The organism is Aliiglaciecola aliphaticivorans, from assembly GCF_054782055.1.
This window is the reverse complement of the sequence record NZ_BAAGTF010000017.1, coordinates 1-18,823: the sequence shown is the minus strand read 5'-3', so window position 1 is coordinate 18,823 and position 18,823 is coordinate 1. Positions and strand designations below refer to the sequence as shown.

16 protein-coding genes are annotated in these 18,823 nt (G+C 40.9%); 12 read left to right on the top strand and 4 right to left on the bottom strand.

All coding sequences use genetic code 11. The features are described from left to right. Position 1 precedes the first annotated feature (1 nt). The 5 genes from ACYVIL_RS09180 to ACYVIL_RS09160 all read left to right on the top strand — a co-directional run bounded on the left by ACYVIL_RS09180 (position 2) and on the right by ACYVIL_RS09160 (position 5,152). Positions 2–961: a cobalamin biosynthesis protein CobD/CbiB gene (locus ACYVIL_RS09180; protein ID WP_460312275.1), complete on the top strand. Its 960-nt coding sequence runs from the start codon at positions 2–4 to the stop codon at positions 959–961. Between the two features lie 150 nt (positions 962–1,111). Beyond that, complete coding sequence (gene ahcY / locus ACYVIL_RS09175; protein WP_460312274.1) at positions 1,112–2,503, top strand: adenosylhomocysteinase; 1,392 nt, start codon at positions 1,112–1,114, stop codon at positions 2,501–2,503. A 187-nt stretch (positions 2,504–2,690) separates the two neighbouring features. Next, positions 2,691–3,128: a hypothetical protein gene (locus tag ACYVIL_RS09170; protein ID WP_303475993.1), complete on the top strand. Its 438-nt coding sequence runs from the start codon at positions 2,691–2,693 to the stop codon at positions 3,126–3,128. Continuing rightward, positions 3,112–3,690, top strand: a complete 579-nt coding sequence (locus ACYVIL_RS09165; RefSeq protein WP_460312273.1) for a GNAT family N-acetyltransferase — start codon at positions 3,112–3,114, stop codon at positions 3,688–3,690. Before ACYVIL_RS09170 ends, ACYVIL_RS09165 begins: the two co-directional genes overlap by 17 nt. Before the next feature lie 130 nt (positions 3,691–3,820). Continuing rightward, entirely contained in the window at positions 3,821–5,152 is a 1,332-nt protein-coding gene (locus tag ACYVIL_RS09160) for an NAD(P)/FAD-dependent oxidoreductase (RefSeq protein ID WP_460312299.1), read from the top strand. Between the two features lie 92 nt (positions 5,153–5,244). Here the strand turns inward: ACYVIL_RS09160 and tyrS are convergent, their stop codons facing one another. Then, positions 5,245–6,444 (bottom strand): tyrosine--tRNA ligase, encoded by a 1,200-nt coding sequence (tyrS, locus tag ACYVIL_RS09155; RefSeq protein WP_460312272.1) that lies wholly within the window; start codon positions 6,442–6,444, stop codon positions 5,245–5,247. Between the two features lie 212 nt (positions 6,445–6,656). Here tyrS and ACYVIL_RS09150 point away from each other — a divergent pair, with 212 nt between their 5' ends. The 3 genes from ACYVIL_RS09150 to ACYVIL_RS09140 are packed head-to-tail and all read left to right on the top strand — an operon-like array spanning position 6,657 to position 9,613. After that, complete coding sequence (locus tag ACYVIL_RS09150; protein ID WP_460312271.1) at positions 6,657–7,952, top strand: peptidoglycan DD-metalloendopeptidase family protein; 1,296 nt, start codon at positions 6,657–6,659, stop codon at positions 7,950–7,952. A gap of 17 nt (positions 7,953–7,969) precedes the next feature. Continuing rightward, positions 7,970–9,082: an anhydro-N-acetylmuramic acid kinase gene (locus ACYVIL_RS09145; protein ID WP_460312270.1), complete on the top strand. Its 1,113-nt coding sequence runs from the start codon at positions 7,970–7,972 to the stop codon at positions 9,080–9,082. A gap of 45 nt (positions 9,083–9,127) precedes the next feature. After that, positions 9,128–9,613, top strand: a complete 486-nt coding sequence (locus ACYVIL_RS09140; protein WP_303476003.1) for an Lrp/AsnC family transcriptional regulator — start codon at positions 9,128–9,130, stop codon at positions 9,611–9,613. A 67-nt stretch (positions 9,614–9,680) separates the two neighbouring features. Here the strand turns inward: ACYVIL_RS09140 and ACYVIL_RS09135 are convergent, their stop codons facing one another. Beyond that, positions 9,681–11,468: a trans-sulfuration enzyme family protein gene (locus tag ACYVIL_RS09135; protein WP_460312269.1), complete on the bottom strand. Its 1,788-nt coding sequence runs from the start codon at positions 11,466–11,468 to the stop codon at positions 9,681–9,683. A 156-nt stretch (positions 11,469–11,624) separates the two neighbouring features. On the opposite strand from ACYVIL_RS09135, the gene ACYVIL_RS09130 reads away from it, so the two are divergent. The 4 genes from ACYVIL_RS09130 to ACYVIL_RS09115 all read left to right on the top strand — a co-directional run bounded on the left by ACYVIL_RS09130 (position 11,625) and on the right by ACYVIL_RS09115 (position 14,722). Then, positions 11,625–12,560 carry a D-2-hydroxyacid dehydrogenase gene (locus ACYVIL_RS09130; protein WP_460312268.1) on the top strand — a complete coding sequence of 312 codons (936 nt, stop codon included), beginning with the start codon at positions 11,625–11,627 and terminating at the stop codon, positions 12,558–12,560. Between the two features lie 170 nt (positions 12,561–12,730). After that, entirely contained in the window at positions 12,731–13,717 is a 987-nt protein-coding gene (locus ACYVIL_RS09125; protein WP_460312267.1) for a GGDEF domain-containing protein, read from the top strand. Positions 13,718–13,807: 90 nt separating this feature from the next. Further along, on the top strand, positions 13,808–14,020 hold the full coding sequence (locus ACYVIL_RS09120) for a hypothetical protein (protein WP_303476012.1): 213 nt from the start codon (positions 13,808–13,810) through the stop codon (positions 14,018–14,020). A gap of 321 nt (positions 14,021–14,341) precedes the next feature. Then, positions 14,342–14,722, top strand: a complete 381-nt coding sequence (locus ACYVIL_RS09115; protein ID WP_303476015.1) for a DUF2750 domain-containing protein — start codon at positions 14,342–14,344, stop codon at positions 14,720–14,722. Between the two features lie 109 nt (positions 14,723–14,831). Here ACYVIL_RS09115 and ACYVIL_RS09110 read toward each other — a convergent pair whose 3' ends face one another. Both ACYVIL_RS09110 and ACYVIL_RS09105 read right to left on the bottom strand, forming a co-directional pair. Further along, the gene (locus ACYVIL_RS09110; RefSeq protein ID WP_303476018.1) at positions 14,832–17,927 is read right to left on the bottom strand and encodes an efflux RND transporter permease subunit; all 3,096 of its coding nucleotides are present in this window, start codon (positions 17,925–17,927) and stop codon (positions 14,832–14,834) included. A 15-nt stretch (positions 17,928–17,942) separates the two neighbouring features. Continuing rightward, positions 17,943–18,683: an efflux RND transporter periplasmic adaptor subunit gene (locus ACYVIL_RS09105; protein ID WP_460312266.1), complete on the bottom strand. Its 741-nt coding sequence runs from the start codon at positions 18,681–18,683 to the stop codon at positions 17,943–17,945. Between the last annotated feature and the right edge of the window lie 140 nt (positions 18,684–18,823).

Sequence of the window (18,823 nt, the reverse complement as noted above, 5' to 3'; positions counted from 1 at the left end):
GATGATGGCTGAGTATGAAGCCCTTCAGCAATCTGGTTTTTTACCTTTATTGGTAATCATAATCGCCTTGCTATTGGAGTGGCTAATACCTTGGCCGGAAAAAGCACACCCTCTGACACTTTTGCGGCTAATGGCAACCAATCTAGCCGCAAGAGTTAATCCTAATGCACCTAGAAGCACAGCGCAGCAACGTATCTCTGGCAGTCTAGCAATTATCGTTCTGTTAGCTCCAATTTTAGTGATTATTTCAATCCCCTTATTTCTGGCCCAATACCCACTATTTTTTGATGCCATAATGTTACTTGTTGCCATTCAGTTTCAACCTATCAGACGTCATTTTAAAGGACTTGAAAAAGCTTTAAAGTCAGAGAAAAAGAATCTGGCAAGGCATCACTTAAATGGAATTGTACTTCGAGATACCAGTACCCTTTCGCCCATGGGGATAGCAAAAGCGGCAATTGAATCCCTGAATCAGCGATTCATATATCAGCAATTAGCTATTATTTTTTGGTATTTGTTAGCTGGAGGGCTAGGCGCCTTAGTCGTTCGTATGTTGATAGAATTAAATCAAGTTTGGAATATGAAACGGCCTAAAAATCGCTACTTTGGTTTGCCCATTGCATTATTAACTCAATTGCTGGTGTGCCTACCTCAGCTCATCTTTGCTCTGATTTTTTCAATGATAACTAACCCTGTTGGTGCTTTTAAAGGGGTTAAATCCGTTCCCTCAAAATCACATATCAATAGTTTCGTTAAAGGGATGATTGGTGGCGCTTTAGGTATTCAATTAGGTGGCCCCGCCATTTATCACAATACCAAAGTTAGATATCCACGTGTTGGTGCTAGCCGAGAGGTGCGCTTCGCTGATCTGCAAAGGAGTTGGCAAAGTATCAATTATACGTTGTTTATATTCCTCACCATAATCACCTTAATATTGGCCATCATTTATAAATCGTCTTAACTGATCTTTTTGGTATTTTCTTTTCTATTAATGTGAGCTAGCACAATTAAACAACTTGTAGTTTAATTAAACAGCTAACAGTAATTCGTTTAGTTAGTGTTGTATTCAAGAAACGACTTATCTTTCACTTAAGTAAAATCGGAAGTTTATATGAATCAAGAAAATCATGTTATGGTCACCGGCGATTATAAGGTTGCAGATATTAACTTAGCAGATTGGGGGCGCAAAGAACTCACCATTGCTGAAAGCGAAATGCCCGCATTGATGAAGATCCGCGAAAAGTATCGAAGCTCTCAACCGTTAAAAGGAGCCAATATTCTTGGCTGTATCCACATGACGATTCAAACCGGTGTGCTGATTGAAACCTTGGTCGATTTAGGCGCGAATGTCCGCTGGTCATCTTGCAATATTTTTTCCACTCAAGATCAAGCCGCTGCCGCAATTGTTGCTGCAGGTGTGCCAGTCTATGCTTGGAAAGGTGAAACCGAAGAAGAGTACGAATGGTGTCTAGAGCAAACTATCTTAAAAGATGGAGAACCATGGGATGCGAATATGGTTTTGGATGATGGTGGGGATTTAACTCAAATGCTCCATGACAATTACCCTGAAGTGTTAAACAAGGTCCATGGCATCACTGAAGAAACCACTACTGGCGTTCACCGCTTATTAGAAATGTTAGAAGCAGGTAGCTTAAAAGTCCCAGCAATCAATGTTAATGATTCTGTCACTAAATCTAAGAATGACAATAAATACGGTTGTCGGCATAGTCTCAATGATGCCATAAAACGCGCAATAGACCATTTAATGGCAGGTAAGAAGGCCCTTGTAATTGGCTATGGTGATGTCGGTAAGGGTTCAGCACAATCACTTCGACAAGAAGGAATGATAGTGCGGATCTCGGAAATTGATCCGATTTGCGCCATGCAAGCGTGTATGGATGGTTTTGAGCTTGTATCCCCTTATGTTGACGGCAACAATAGCGGCAAGATTGAAGATGTTAATTCTTCCTTACTCAGTAACATCGATTTAGTGGTAACCACCACAGGTAATGTAAACGTATGTGATGCAAATATTCTCCGGTCTCTTAAGTGCGGCGCAGTGGTGTGTAATATTGGTCATTTTGATAATGAAATAGATACTGCTTTCATGCGTAAAAATTGGCGTTGGGATGAGATCAAACCCCAAGTTCATAAAGTCTATAGAAGCGAGGATGAACAAGATCATCTCATTTTATTATCTGAAGGCCGATTAGTTAATTTAGGTAATGCTACCGGGCACCCTTCTCGTATAATGGACGGCTCTTTTGCGAACCAAGTGCTAGCCCAAATTCTATTGTATGAGCAAGGATACGCAGACCTTGATGATACACAAAAAGCTCAATTATTGCGGGTAGAAGTGCTGCCCAAACATTTAGATGAAGAAGTCGCTAGATATATGGTGGAAGGTTTTGGTGGAGTAATCACTAAATTAACCGAGCAGCAAGCAGATTATATTAGCGTGCCCATCGAAGGGCCTTTTAAAACCGACGCTTATCGCTATTAACTCCAGTTTCGAACTTCTATCTTCAAAGCCCAGTACTTACTGACTGTTATTTGCAACACTGAATAACAGTCAGTCAGCAGCCAACTTTAGTCTAATCCCTCCTATATGCTATTTGAAAATTCTGGTTAAGTGCTATTATTAATATACTGAAATCTGAAACTTAACACTTAAACCCCAAAGAGAAATGATGTCGGTATACTCAGGAAGAGATAGATATGCGAGTTATAGTTTATCCTATAGCAATAGGATATTAACTGGCGTGGTAACGGGCTCAATCGGAATTCAATTAGCCACCCAATACGACCGCGATCTAACCCAAATTCTACACTCCATAGCAGATAAGTATTTTGCATACGTAGGCGACTTTTCAGCGTGTCAAGCCTATACCGATGATGCGACTGGTGTCGTCCACCTGACTCATCAGAAGACAGAAAAAGCAGGTTGCGTAGTAGATGCTTATTGCATGGGCACAGCTTTGTCGAGGGAACAAATGAGACGCATACGAAGCGACGCAAAAAACCCAGCGTCTCTAGACGAAAGAATTTTCGACGATTATCAGCAGTGTGTTAGTTTCGTTCAATCAGTTTTGGCACAATTTGAGTCTAGCAGTGAAGCCAGTAAGTAATCGGGACATTCAATATTGCTCATTGAACCCCTCCCACTTCCAGCGAGTGCTTGCATTGGGAAATGATGTTCATGGAGATAATTACCTTAATGAGAGGGATTTGGAACGCCTCTTCACTCAATCCTCTCAAAATAATATCAATGCCAGCTTTGTGTCTCTAAAAGGAGACAAGCTCATTGGCTTTAGACTAACAATTGCTGCAAATAATTGGCATCCCGATAAATGGTGTACTCCGCAACACTGGAATATTGCTACTAAGCAAGTTTGTTATTTTAAGTGCAATACCGTAGATAGCAGCTACCGTGGAGCAGGTATTGGTTCAAAATTACTTTCTTTATCCATTGAAAAAGCTCGTGAACAAGGTGCTCTGGCCGGTCTGGCACATATTTGGCTAGCAAGCCCAGGGAATAGCGCATTTAGGTATTTTTCTAAATGTGGTGGAAAGCTAATCAAGCGGCATCCGGGAAAATGGCATTCTAGTTATATTGAAGATGGTTATATTTGTCCGGTTTGCAAACAAAATTGTGAATGTGTCGCAGCTGAAATGCTTTTAACGTTCTAGCACTTTTATTTTTGAGTTTACTAACAGGTCTTTATCTGACCTAAGCATTGATCTAAATGTTCGTGTTCCCCTTAGTAGTATGTAACTCAATTTCTGTAAACGACAGATAACAATAAGTATTTAATTGAATATGTATGATCCCATCGTTGAACCCTATCCAAAATCTTATCAACAGTACCCAGATTCATATTGGGCAAACAGTATCGAAAAATTTCCAGAAACTACATCTTTAGTCAATGATATACAGGCTGACGTTGCAGTTATTGGTGCTGGATACACCGGCCTTTCCTGTGCTTATCACTTAGCCAAAAATTATGGGAAATCAGTGGTAGTCATTGACGCAAATGATCCTGGCTGGGGATGCAGTGGCCGCAATGCGGGGTTTGTGTTACCCGGCACAGGGAGGTTATCTCTATTCGATATGGAAGAAAAATGGGGTGAATCAACAGCTCAAGGTGTCTTCCAAGAATATATGAAATCTATTGATACGGTTAATGACCTTATTGAACAGGGAAATATTGACTGTGACAAAACCCCAGGCGGATATCTCAAGCTCGCCCATAAAAGAGCCAAAGTCGAATTATTAAGGAAACAAGCAGATAAATTACAACAACGCTATGGTGAGTCGGTTAAGTTTATTTGTAGCCAAGATGTTAGCAACTCATTCTTGAGAAGTGCCAACATGTATGGTGGCATCTACTTCGACCAAAGTTTTGCGGTTAACCCAATGAAGTTGGTCTTAGGCTATTACGAAATGGCGAGCCAGGCTGGAGTCAAAGTGTTTTCAAATTCCCCAGTAAAAAGATGGCAGCAGAAATCGAATCATCACTGTCTATATACTCAAAATGGCCGAGTAACTGCTGACAAGGTGGTTATCGCCACTAATGGCTATACAGGCACCAATATGCATAAACTGGTCAATCAACGCCATTTCCCTGTCCTTTCAAGCATTATTGTCACTCGCCCGCTAACCGACAGTGAACTTCGCAGTATTGGCCTAAAATCTGGCTTGATGGCAATGGATACTCGAAGAATGAAATACTACTATCGACTGTTACCCGACAATAGAATTCTGTTTGGTGGCCGAGGGGCAATTCAAGGTAAGAATGCAAATAACGCTAGCTTTAAGATGCGCCTGTTGGCAGGGCTTAAAGACACCTTCCCGGAGCTAAATGCTATTGAGGTTGAACACTTTTGGAGTGGCTGGATAAGTGCCACCTACGATAATTACCCTAGAATAAATCACAGTGACGATAAAGGTGTTTACTATTCAATGGGCTACTGCGGCTCTGGACTGGCTTTTTCTACATTGGCAGGCAAACGGTTAGCCCAAAGTATTTGTGAACCGGAGAGTCTACCAGATTTGCCTTTTTGGCAGAGTCAACTTCCAAGGTTTCCATTGGCACGATTTCGTCGGCTTGGTTTAGGCGCTTATTATGCTTTAGCTTCACTTCGAGATTAAAACAACTAAGCACTCACCAGTAACCAGAAGGCATTCAAGTTACTGGTGAGTCGACAATGGCTCGTTGATACTAGGCTTGAACCCGCTAATTTTTAAGCCAGTTTAACCTTAGCGAATTTGCGTTTACCCACCTGATACACGCCTTCGCTGTTGCGCGCAATTAATTGGCGAGTGTCGTCAACTTTATTACCATCAATTTTAACTGCGCCTTGTTTTATCATGCGCATGGCCTCCGACGTTGAACCAACTAAATTAGCTTCTTTTAGTAGATTGGCAATAGGCATTCCATCCCCCTCTGCGGCCACTTCAACTTCAGGAATATCATCTGGAATTGCATTTTTTTGGAAACGCTGAATAAAATCTTGATGGGCCCCCTCTGCAGCTTCCTGTGAATGGAATCGGGCTATAATCTCTTTCGCTAATTCAATTTTTATATCTCTTGGATTAGCTCCGTCATTAACCGATTCTTTGAGTTGTGCAATGTCCGTAAGCGGTCTAAAACTTAGCAAATCGAAATAACGCCACATAAGTTCGTCGGAAATAGACATAATCTTGCCAAACATATCGTTAGGCGCATCCGTAATTCCGATGTAGTTACCCAGTGACTTAGACATTTTTTGCACGCCATCCAAACCTTCAAGTAACGGCATCATCAGCACTGTCTGTTGAGATTGACCTTCGGCTTTTTGCAGCTCCCGCCCCATTAACAAATTAAAGCGTTGGTCGGTACCACCAAGTTCCACGTCAGACTGCAATGCCACTGAATCCCAACCTTGTACTAACGGGTATAGAAATTCATGAATCGCGATGGCTTGACCATTGTTATAACGCTTTTTGAAATCATCCCTTTCCAACATTCGCGCAACAGTTTGTCTTGCGGCCAACTTAATCAGACCAGCGGCTCCCAAATTATCCATCCACTCGGAATTAAATCGTACAGTGGTTTTTTCAGGATCGAGAATTTTAAACACCTGCTCTTTATAGGTTTCTGCGTTGGCAATAATATCTTCTCGACTCAACGGCTTTCTGGTTACATTTTTACCTGTTGGGTCACCTATCATTCCGGTAAAATCACCGATCAAGAATATTATTTCATGGCCTAGCTCTTGAAATGTCCGCAGTTTATTGATTAAAACGGTGTGACCTAAGTGCAAATCTGGTGCTGTAGGATCAAAGCCAGCTTTAATTTTTAGAGGTTTGCCCTCTTTTAACTTGGCAATGAGTTCTTCTTCGATCAAAATTTCGTCCGCTCCGCGCTTAATCTCACGAATTGCGTCCTGCCAATTTGTCATTTTGCTACCTCAATTTTCACACATTAGTTTTTATCAGCCGCGCATTTTACCCATGCAGAGTCGATAGTGAAAGGAATTCTGTATATTTTTGTATAATCATGTATCCTGTAACATGCTCATATAACTGGTTATTTTTTGACCTCAAACTAGAAAAGTAACTAAAATCGTTATATTCTCAATTTAGCCGACTAATTTCAGAGATATTCGTTACAGTGGTACAAAGAACTTTAAAACGCCTACCCACCAAACACAAAGCCTTATTATCTGGCTTTGCGTTATTTTTCTTACTCTTGTTGTTCATTCCGACTGAATCCGCTAAAGCATCCAAAAACAGTCAAATATTGGAAGTTGGCAAACGTTATGACGTGCCGCTCACTATTGATACCCCAGAACAATTGGCAGATGCGTTAGATGACGAACCTTTACAGTGGCAAACATTTAAAATCAAAAAAGGCGATACCTTAGCTAATATATTTAAACGTGCTAATCTCACTCCGCAAGAAACCTATTATGTCAGTAATGCCGGAAAAGATGCCAAAAGACTACTCAAAATGCGTCCGGGTCAAAGTTTGCAATTATTGATTGATGACCAAGGAAAGCTTGAATCTTTAGGTTACGAGCTGTCTTCTACACAAACCTTATATATCAAACGACAAGAAGCCAATAGCTTTGCCAGTAGCATTGATACTAAGCAAGTAGATACCCGATTAAACTACGCTCAAGGTGAAATAAAAAACAACTTTTGGAACGCTGCAGTTAAAGCAAATTTGTCAGAAAAACATATCATGAGCTTGGCAGGTATTTTTGGTTGGGACATCGACTTCGCATTAGGATTGCGTGAAGGCGACACATTTAATGTCGTTTTCGAAGAACATTTTATCGATGGTGAGTATGTAGAAAGCGGCAAAATAGTGGCTGCAGAGTTTATTAATCAAGGTGAAGCATTTACCGCAATCTTATATGACGATGGTAACTATTACACGCCTGAAGGAAGAAGTATGCGCAAGAGCTTTTTGCGTGCTCCCGTTAATTTTAAATATATTAGTTCAAGCTTTAAGAAAAGACGCTTCCACCCTGTTCAAAAGCGCTGGAAGGCTCACAGAGGCGTAGATTATGCCGCCAATAAAGGGACGCCAGTGATTGCAGCGGGTGACGGTAAAGTTATTCGTTCAACTTATGACAAATACAATGGCAACCATGTGTTTATTCAACACGGGGAAAAGTATGTGACCAAATACCTACACTTTACTAAACGCGCAGTGAAGAAAGGTCAAACGGTGAAGCAAGGACAGGTAATTGGTTACGTCGGTTCTACTGGGTTAGCCTCAGGTCCGCATTTACATTATGAATTTTTGGTGGACGGGGTGCATCGCAACCCGCGCACCGTGACATTGCCAAAAGCACAACCCATTGCAAAATCTGAAGCGGCGCAATTTGCAAAAATTGCTGAAAAACGTGTTAGTCAGCTTAACAACACAAAACGAATTATGCTTGCAATGAACCGTTAGTTAGCATTAGGAGCACTATGTCAAACCTTTATGTAGGCTTGATGTCTGGCACCAGTATGGATGGTGTTGATGTAGCACTAGTAGATTTTTCCAAAATTAAACCCACTATCATAGATTGTCAAACCTATGACTATCCCCCTGAACTGGCGCGTACATTGAACTCATTATGCGCCAATTCTGACAACGAAGTCGTGACCATGGGCCATGCTGACCGAGAAGTTGCCAGAGTCTTCGCCAGCGCTGTAAACGATATTTTGTTGAAAAACGAAATCTCTGCATCCAAAATCGCCGCGATTGGCTCCCACGGGCAAACAATTCGTCATCACCCAACGGGTGACAACGGTTTTACTTTACAAATCGGCGATCCCAATAGCATAGCCATTTTGACAGGTATTGATGTCATCGCCGACTTTAGACGCAAAGACATCGCATTGGGAGGGCAAGGTGCGCCATTAACACCCGCATTTCATCAAGCCGTATTTCGTCACTCTCACCATTCTAGAGTTATTTTAAATATTGGCGGGATTGCTAACATTACGTATATTCCAAGTGATGCCAAACAGTCAGTGTTAGGTTTTGATACTGGTCCTGGCAATACCTTGATGGACGCTTGGTGCCAAAAGCACCTTAATAAGGCTTATGATGCAAACGGTGCTTGGGCTGCCCAAGGATGTCATGATTCACAGTTGTTACAGCAACTACTCAAAGAGCCTTTTTTCGGTCTTCCAGCCCCGAAGAGCACAGGTAGAGAATTATTTCATCTACAATGGTTAGAGAAACATCTGATTGATTTCCCAAATGAGGTTTCCAAAGAAAGCGTGCAAGCCACCCTTTCAATGTTAACAGCCTGTTCCATCGCACAACAAATTAACCAACTTGATGGTGTGGAAGAAGTCTTTGTATGTGGTGGTGGGGCAAAAAATGATTTCTTGATGGAATGCTTGGAGAACGAACTTGTAGAGTGCGACTTACACACAACAGATATGTTGGGCATTTCCCCAGATAGTGTAGAGGCGGTGGCATTTGCTTGGCTTGCATATGCCTTCAATCAAGATATGCCAGGAAATTTACCGTCGGTTACTGGTGCCAGCCGTCCTGCGGTGCTAGGGGGCTATTTTCCTGCCGGTTAAACGTTTTTGTGGCGCAACAATACTCAATAAGATTGAAAATATAACGTGAAAAATTTAAAACGAGTTTTAGATAAAATAGACTTAGAGATCTTAGCCGTCATGTTTGCTGACCCCAGTTTAAGCAATAAAGATATTGCCATGAAAGTTAAGTTAGCTCCCTCTTCAAGCTTGGAAAGGATTAAAAAACTACAGTCAGATGGCATCATCGAAACACTGAATATGCAGGTAAACCTACAAGCCCTTGGCGGCCATATTCAAGCGATGATATCAGTGCGTTTAAAAGACCATAATCGAGCAACGGTAGATAACTTCCAAAAATCGCTGTTACCCATGAATGAAGTATTGAGTGTATTTCATATGGGAGGGGAGAATGACTTTTTTGTACACGTCACTGTTGTCGATTCCATTCACCTCAGAGACTTCGTATTTAATGCCATTACCGCAAGACAAGAAGTCAACCATGTGGAAACGGCCTTAGTTTATGATCATCAAATCAGTCATACTCTGCCTAACGTCAATCACCAGAGATAACACAATTCGCCAACTTAACCATTGGTTATCCTATCCGACCATTCGTCATCTGCACCACTTGGTGTTATTAATCGATTAGCTGTTGCATTTTGGGGCCAGAAGCAAAGTGTTGCTGACAAACATGTGAACTTATTTGTAAATACAACTCATCGATTTTGTCTGCACTCATAAATTGCTGACTAAAATTGGCAACACAGGGATCGATATGCAGTTTTGCCGTATTTATTAAGTGGGCAATGAGTGCTTTTACGTTGTCTGTTCCCATTGCGATCCGCATGGTGGTGGGGTGAATTCCACCTTTTTGTTGCTCCTTTACAGATAACTCGGAATGGGAAGTTAATGCGGGGCACAAAATAATGGTGTTATTTTGCCCAATACTCACCTGATGACTAAAAGCCGGCTCCAATGCATCAAAGAAGCGCACAAAAACGTCTCTCGGTAAGCCGGCTTTTTCAAGATCAATGGTAAACAGTGCGCACGGCCAACCATGTCGCATTTGCTGCTCTCGTAATTCGGCATTGGGATGGTTAGGTAACCCATGACTATTTACATTGAACAATGGGTGAGCAGCTAAAAACTGACTAAACACTCGAGTATTAATCACTTTATTCATAATTCTTTGCTCTAGAGTTTTCATACCACTTAAAACGTCAAAAGCTTTTTCCGAATCAAGAAAAGCACCTTTGATGTAGTACACATCCCAAAACATTGTTTGCGACCAGTCGAAACCATCAACACAACTTCCTTTTGGCTGAAACATACGAAAGCCTTCGCCAATCACCACGCCTGCAGTAGTGGCACCGGTTCCGCAAATATCCTTAGTGTAGCTGTGTACTACATAATCAGGTCTTAGAGATTTATCTTTTTGTTGCAAAGGTTGGTGCAATATAGGCGTTGCTAGGGTTGCATCTAGCATTACCAGATGGTTATTGCTATGGGCAATTTCACAAATTCCCGCAACATCCAAAATGAAACCATGAGGGTTGCAAGGTGATTCCAAATACACATGCAAATTATGCTTTGTTAATCTAGCAGCATGCTTATTTTTAACTTGCCGCATAAAATCAGAAAACGCCGTAGCGCTATATCCATCGAACCACTCAAGCTGAATATTCAATCGATTTTCTCGCGCGAAATAATCATATAACAATTGGTAAACACCGCCATACACGTTGCGTGAAACAATCAGTACATCAGAATGGGAAAGTACGTTGCAAAGTAGCGCATCAATTGCAGCCATCCCTGAGTTAAAGTTCCATGCTAAGTAGTCTGCAGAATAGGGTCCAGCTTCTAAATCTACAATCGCATTTGCCAGGGAAATGTTGGTAGGATTAAGTAACCTTGAATATATTTGGTGAGTAAACTCTTTGCCGTGAAAGGCATCATCTACCCACTCTGTGCAAGCATAAACATAAGTGGCTGTGCGAACAATAACAGGTGTAGCTGAAAACAACGCGGGAATATTATCAAACAGGGGATAATGACTTTTGCAAACCTGAGAACCAGATTGGTGGGCCATACTCTGATAAGTTGCCCTGAACGGATTCTGTAAAGTGTCTAAGATTTTAGCAATTTGAAAAGAAAGAAACTTTTTCGCATTAAAATATGCCAATTTATTTTCTCTGCTCAAACCATCTAGGGTTTCATTAGTAATTTTCCAAAGATTGTTTACATCAAGTTGCGCTAAGTAAAGGTGTTTAGCCACAGCAAACAATGCTTTACCATAGTCGGAGCTTGCTTCAATACCAAAGTGTGCCAACTGCTCATAAGCCAGTTCATCAATACTGGCTGCTTCAGTGGTATTACGTTTTGGAGAAAGTAATTTAACTTGGTTAGCTTGTTGCTCATTATTCATAAAGTTACCTTATATTTAACAGGCCACCTGACTGTATTTCATTTCGATTAAAAACATACCAGGTAATTTTATTCGGAAAAATAACAAAACAACCAAATATAATTTCAAATAAATTGTATTTAAATAGGAAAGTTAAGTTTACTGTAGGACTTCAATGTGACTAATTTATTGATATGTAGCCGAGACGCACTTGATTATATAGAGCAAATTGAACAGGCAAAAATAGCGAACCTCAAGATTCAAATTAGCCCTAAATCTCCTGGGTCAATAATCAATGGGCAAGAGGTTGATGTGTTGCTTGGCGAACCTGAGTTATGTATTAGCGCACTTCCTTACTGCCCAAACGTTAAGTGGGTTCAGTCGACTTGGGCAGGGATTAAACCTTTTGTGGATTCGGCACCTCATAATTTTAAATTAACTGGCATTAAAAATTGTTTTGGGTCACAAATGCGCGAATATGTCTTCAGTTATTTGTTGTATTTTTCTAGGAAAATTCAAACCTTCAACGAACTGCAATCGCAGCAAAATTGGTCGCAGCCGAGTTGCTCCCAGTTACAAGGAAAAACCCTAGGTATATTAGGTATGGGATCAATTGGAGTGGAAGTTGCTAAAACAGCAAAGCACTTTCAGATGGAAGTTATTGGTGTCGCAAAAAGCGCGCGAAAATTAGATTGCGTCGATCAGTTTTATGGGCTTTCACAACTCGCAAGCTTCGCCCATCGTTTAGACTACCTAGTGGTTTTATTGCCCCACACAAATGAAACTGACAAGATAATCGATCAACGATTTTTATCTCAGTTAAATGAGCAATGCATCTTAATTAATGCAGGCAGAGGTCAAGTCATTGATGAAAAGGCCTTGCTTCATGCGCTTTCGCAAAATCAATTGCAAGCCGCAGTTTTAGACGTTTTTACTGAAGAACCCTTACCTAAAGGCCACCCTTTTTGGAGTTTAAATAACCTATATATCTCCCAGCATACAGCTGCAATTTCAAAGCCAAAGGAAATCAGCAACATTTTTCTAGAGAATTTTCGATTATTTCAAAACAAACAAACTCTAATGCATTTGGTCGATTGGAAAAAGGGATACTAATAAGCCAGTTAACTCTTTTTTAGGCGTAAGATAACTACTATTTAAGGTTATTAAAGATATTTGTATTAGTGTAAATAATCATAAGTAGAATCTGTAGACTTTGATATGCTGTGCTAAATATTCACAAAGAATAATTAAATGGTAAACGTATCACGGAAGATGCAAATATTATGATTACGCATTCAGCCCCCATCAAAAAGCGAAGTGCAGAAGAGAGCATAATTCTAACACTTAGCGGCGCAAGCTCCATCGGCGTATTGCCCTTTGCTATCTATCGTTTTTTAGAATCAGACTGGGCGGTTGCATGTTTAGACTTATTTGCAGTTTTAGCTTTAGGCTCTCTATTTATTTATGTTTACCGCACCCATAATACCCAATTACCTGGCCGTATTCTTGCGTTTGTATCCATGTTCGTTGTCTTTGTTACTATATTGCTCAAAGGTATTAGCCAATTAATGTGGATCTTTCCAGCACTCACTGCTGTGTTTTTCCTGCTTCCAGCTAACATGGCTGCTATTTACAGTATGTTAATTCTTTTCTCTATAGGATATGTGCTGCGAGAGCAGTTGACTGTGTTTTTGGCATTAGAGTTTTATGTGACGGCCATAGCGACTTTGCTATTCAGTTATGCATTTTCAGATAGAATGCGAAAACAGCAACAACAATTAACAGAATTGGCAACCTGTGATCCGTTAACAGGTGCTGGTAATAGACGCGCTATGGAGCAAAAAATGCTGGAAGTCATTGCTTTGCAGAGAAAAGAGCATAACTCACCCGTCTCGCTAATTTTGATGGACCTAGATAACTTTAAAAAGGTTAACGATGCCTATGGTCATGCTAAAGGTGACGATATTTTAAGAGTATTTGTAGAAACGTTAGAAAATAGTATCCGTTCATCCCATGATTTATATCGGTTTGGAGGGGAAGAGTTTGTGGTTATTGCAGACAACACTCCCCTGAAAGAAGCTATTACATTAGCCGAGGAACTCCGTTTAGCCATTGAAAAAGAAGGTTGGTTAGCAGAGCATAAAATCACTATTTCAATAGGAACAGCTAAATATAGCCCTCATGAAACCGCCTTTGAATGGCTAGGCCGAGCAGATCGTGCAATGTATCAAGCGAAAGGTTTAGGTCGTAATAATTGTTGCGTAGCCTAAAATTAATCAAGTAAAAAGCGTTATTGTAAGACCAAAATATGGCATATTCCCAGCTACAATCAACAGTTAATAGCAAATAAAGAAACTTGAATGCCACCTTCACCAGAAAGTAAATCTAACTTCGTCACAAAATATTTCAATAAAATAGAGCTATTCGGCTGGATATTATGTGCATCGTCAATGCTCACTATTGTGTTTGCTAAAGAACTGAATCCGCAAATTATGCCGTTTGCCTGGTTAGGCGCAATTATTGGTGCTGGCATAATTGGTTGGGGAGCAGGACGAAAACACAAACGAAAGTAGGCAGTGAATCAGTAATGTAAGTAAGTACCCACCCTCTATCAGTTGACTTAAAATATTGGATAATGGCTAGCCCATAAAAAATCTACCTTCAATAAATGATGAAAGCACATCTCACCTTACCTTGAGTATCTAAAATAGTTGGCATCTAGACACATAAATCCCTGCCTAAATACTAGTATCAATATAGGTTTTAGTGATATAAGTCTTTGCATGTTCATAGTGTTACTTAATTCATAATTTTTCAAATACGTGTTTTAACTTTTTTAACATCAATATGGATTTTTCTTGTACCTAACTTCTGCTTCAAATAAGGAAACATTTATGTCTTCGCAATTTCACGATGTTATTCAACTGTCTCCAGAAAAACGCCATGCCTACTTATTAACTCAGGCAACTATCCACCAAAAGATTTGGATCCTCACCGACGAGCATGGTTGCGTGATGCTAAATAGTGAAGATGAAGACTGTGTACCAGTTTGGCCATCTGAAGAATTTGCTAAATATTGGGCAACGGGTGATTGGGCTGACTGCACGCCTAAGGCAATAACCCTATCAGACTGGTTTGAACGCTGGACAAGAGGTCTAGAAGGGGACGGGGTCAATATCGCAGTATTCCCAAACCCAGATGAAGAAGGGATTGTAGTTTTTCCTGACGTATTTGACAGTGAGCTTAAAGAAAGAAATCGGTCTAAATTAAACTAACAGTGACACGGTAAAAACCAATATACAAGTGAGGTGACACACCTCACTTGTTTTATCTAAAGCCTATTTTTCCCTCTCCCACTTAACCTTTTTTGCCTTTTAAATTCGACTACTTGTCAGAAGATAAGTGCAGATTATCCTTAAACGCTAACATGCACGGGGTAAGCACCAGAGTTAGTACTGTGGCAAAAGCTAAGCCACCAGCAACCGCTGTGGCTAACTGAGACCAATATTCGGTTGAAGGTCCACCTATATCAACATTGCGCCCAATAAAATCAATATTGATGCCAAGCACCATAGGTAATAAACCTAAAATAGTGGTTACAGTGGTTAGCATAACAGGACGCAATCGTTGCGCACCTGTGCGCAAGATTGCCTCGGTGCTTTTTAGCCCTTCACTTTTTAAAATATTGTATGTATCAATTAGTACAATATTATTATTGACCACTATGCCGGCTAAGGCGATAACCCCCACACCTGACATGACGATGCTAAACGGTTTTTGGAATATAAGTAATCCCAGCACTACGCCAACAATGGAAAACAGGACTGCACTTAAAATTAAGAAGGCTTGATAAAAACTATTAAACTGAGTCACTAAAATAATAGCCATAACAAATAACGCGATCAAAAAGGCATTAAGTAAAAAAGCTTGAGATTCGTCTTGTTGCTCATTTTGACCTTTGATAGTAATTTCAACTCTGGGATCTAAATTCAGCGTCGGTAATTGTTGCTTTAGCTCAGGAAGGGCAATGCTTAACAACTCACCTGGAACCATATTAGCTTCGACTCGCAGCACTCGTTTACTGTCAACATGTCGTATCAAGTCGGTTTTCAATTTGGCAGTACGCTCAACAAAATTACTAATGGGCACTAAACCATTAGCGGTTTTAAGTCTCAATTCATCAAGTTTTCCAATGTATCTATCGGTACTTGGAAATCTCACTCGAATATCTAACTCATCATCCACATCATCGGGTCGATACTCTCCGATCCGTAACCCCGTAGTCACGAATTGCACCGTATTCCCCACTAAGGTTGCGTCAGCGCCAAATCGAGCAGCATCACTCCGGTTCACCTTTAATTGCCACTCAATACCCGGTTTTGAGGCAGTATCACCAATGGAGGTAAATTTATCGTTTGCATCTAACGCTTTACGAATTTTTAATGCCGCTTCATTTAGAAGTTCCGGAAAACGAGAGGAAATCTCTATTTGTAAATCCTTACCAGATTGAGGTCCTTCTTGATCAGGAGTAACTTCAATATCCAATCCAGGCATATTACCGATGCGGTTTTCAACGTCTTTTAAAACCTCATCTGAATGCGGTCTTAAATGCCAATCAACGAGATTCAACCTTAAGGTACCTATTTGATCTTGCCCACCAGAACGCGAATACAAGGTTTCTATTTCTGGCATATCAATTAACTCTGCTTCCACTTCTTTAATAATATTGTCTTTTTCGTAGACTGAATAATCTCCAATGGACCTCACAGTAATATTCACGCCCTGGGAATCTGCTTTTGGAAAAAACTCCACACCTAAACCAGACGATGCATAAAGCGTAAAAGTGATCACAGCAAAAACAACTGCAATTGCTAAACTTTTTAAAGGGTGCGCAATCGCCAAGGATAGGAAGCGTATATAACGACCTGTGTATCCTTCAAGGGAATAAATATCGCCGTTTTCAGCTTGCTCAAGTTGTTGTTTGGTTTTGCTACTGATGTATCTAGGTTTACCGAAAGCCGCCCCCAGCGTTGGAACAAACACCAATGCCATTAACAGGGAAGCAGTTAAAACGGCAATCAACGTAAAGGGTAAATATTTCATAAATTCCCCCATCATGCCTGGCCAAAACATAAGCGGCGCAAATGCAGCCAAAGTAGTGGCTGTAGAGGCAATAATCGGCCAAGCCATTCGTTGCGCAGCATTTTTGTATGCGGTTCTCTTATCTTGACCTTCACTCATACATCGATCGGCAAACTCAGTTACCACAATGGCGCCGTCAACTAACATCCCCACGGCCATGATCAGTGAAAACAACACAACCATATTCATGGTATAGCCAAACAAGGAAATCACTAGAATACCGGTTAAAAATGACCCAGGAATAGATACCCCAACTAGGGTTGCAGTGCGCACTCCTAATATAGCGACAATGACGATAGCCACCAAGATTATGGCACTGGTGACATTGTTCTGTAAGTCGCCCAGCATCATATTTATATTTATTGACTGATCACCTGTGTATGTCACAGACACGCTGTTTGGCCAAACCGAAGAACCTTGAGCTTGCTCAACAAATGCTTTTACTTTTTCAACGGTGATAAGTAAGTTTTCACCAGGGCGTTTTTTTACTTCAACTGACACTGAAGGATGAGAGTTTAGACGTGCAAAACCAGACGGGTCTTTATAAGATCGTCGTACCTGAGCAACATCTTCAAAAGTGATCACTCTGTCACCATCCACTTTAATGGGTTGCTCTAATACATCCGCTACTGTTTCGAAAACCGACGGCACTTTTACCGCGAAACTGCCAACACCAGTATCCATAGTGCCGGCAGGGACAAGGCGATTATTTCGTGATAGAAGGGTTAAAATTTCACTTTGATCAAGTCCGTAGGACTCTAATAACAATGGGTCGACAATAATTTCGACTAAATCTTCACGGTCACCGCCGATGTCGACTTCGAGTACTTCAGATATGCCTTCGAGTCCATTTTGTAACTCTCGGGCAGTTGTAATTAGCGCTCTTTCTGACACGGGCCCTGACAAAACCACCGTTAATACAGCCTGTTGACCTGCCATGGTAATTTCATGAATCGTGGGTTCTTCGGTTTCATCAGGCAATTTAGCCCGCGCGACCGTGACTTTATCACGCACATCAGCCAGCGCTTCTTTTGAGTCAAAGCCCGCCACAAACTCCATGGTGAGACTAGCAAACCCTTCGCCCGCAGTCGCTTTCATTTCTTTTAGGCCATCGATGGATCGCAGCTCCCTTTCCATTGGCTTAACAAGCATCCTCTCTGCATCCTCAGGAGCAATACCATCATGGACAATGGAAACGTAAATAAATGGAATCGGAACATCTGGATTCGATTCTTTGGGAATATTTAAATAGGTTACTGCACCTGAAACTATCAATAACACAAAGATCATTAATACAGTGCGCGTATGGTCGATTGAAGCGGTTATAATATTTTTCATAGGAAGATAGTAATGCTACTTTTCTGATGTCGAATCTTCGACAATTTCCACTTTATCACCATCACGGACAAACCCCTGTCCACGGGTAATAATCCGCGCTTGCTCACCTAACCCCGTTAGCCATACCCCTTGACTGTCACTTTTAACAATATCGATGGGAACAAATTTAACGGTTTCACCTTCCACAATTTTCACGCCTAAGTTACCTTCTTCATCCAAGGCCATTACCGCTGGTGTAATTTTGATAGCACGCTCTTGGCGCAGTGGAATTTTCAATTCAGTACTCATTCCAGCTAACAGAGTCCTTTCGGGATTAGGTACTGCAACTTCCAAATTGAAGGTATTAGTACCTTGGTTTGAAACACTGGAGATATAACGAATTTTTCCTGCCACAGTCTGTTCAGTGGTAAGCCTGCCGTGGGCAGGTTGACCAAGATAAATTTTCTGAATCCAGTTTTCTGTCACATCAGCTGAAATAATTAGAGGATCTAAATCAATAACAGTAGCTATAGTGTCGCCATCTCTGAGTAAATCTCCCACTTCGACTTCACGACGGTTTAAGACACCATCGAAAGGCGCAACAATGGTGGTTTTAGTGATTGCCAATTCCAATCGTTCAATTTCCGCTTTTGCTAACTCAACATTAGCATCCGCTTGCGCCAAAGCCGATTGGGATTGAAAGCCCTTTTTCCCCAAAGATTGAGCGGCTTCTAATTCTATTTGCCGCTGTTTCAAAATTGACTTTGCGGAGCGCAATTGTGCATTCAGATAGTAATAATGTCTTTGCCTTGTTTAATAGTGTAAATCATCCATTAATGTTTCATGCTAGAAACATGGTACAAATAATGTACCGGACTTTCTGACCCTCATTCCGATCGACCGTTTGTGTCATTCCT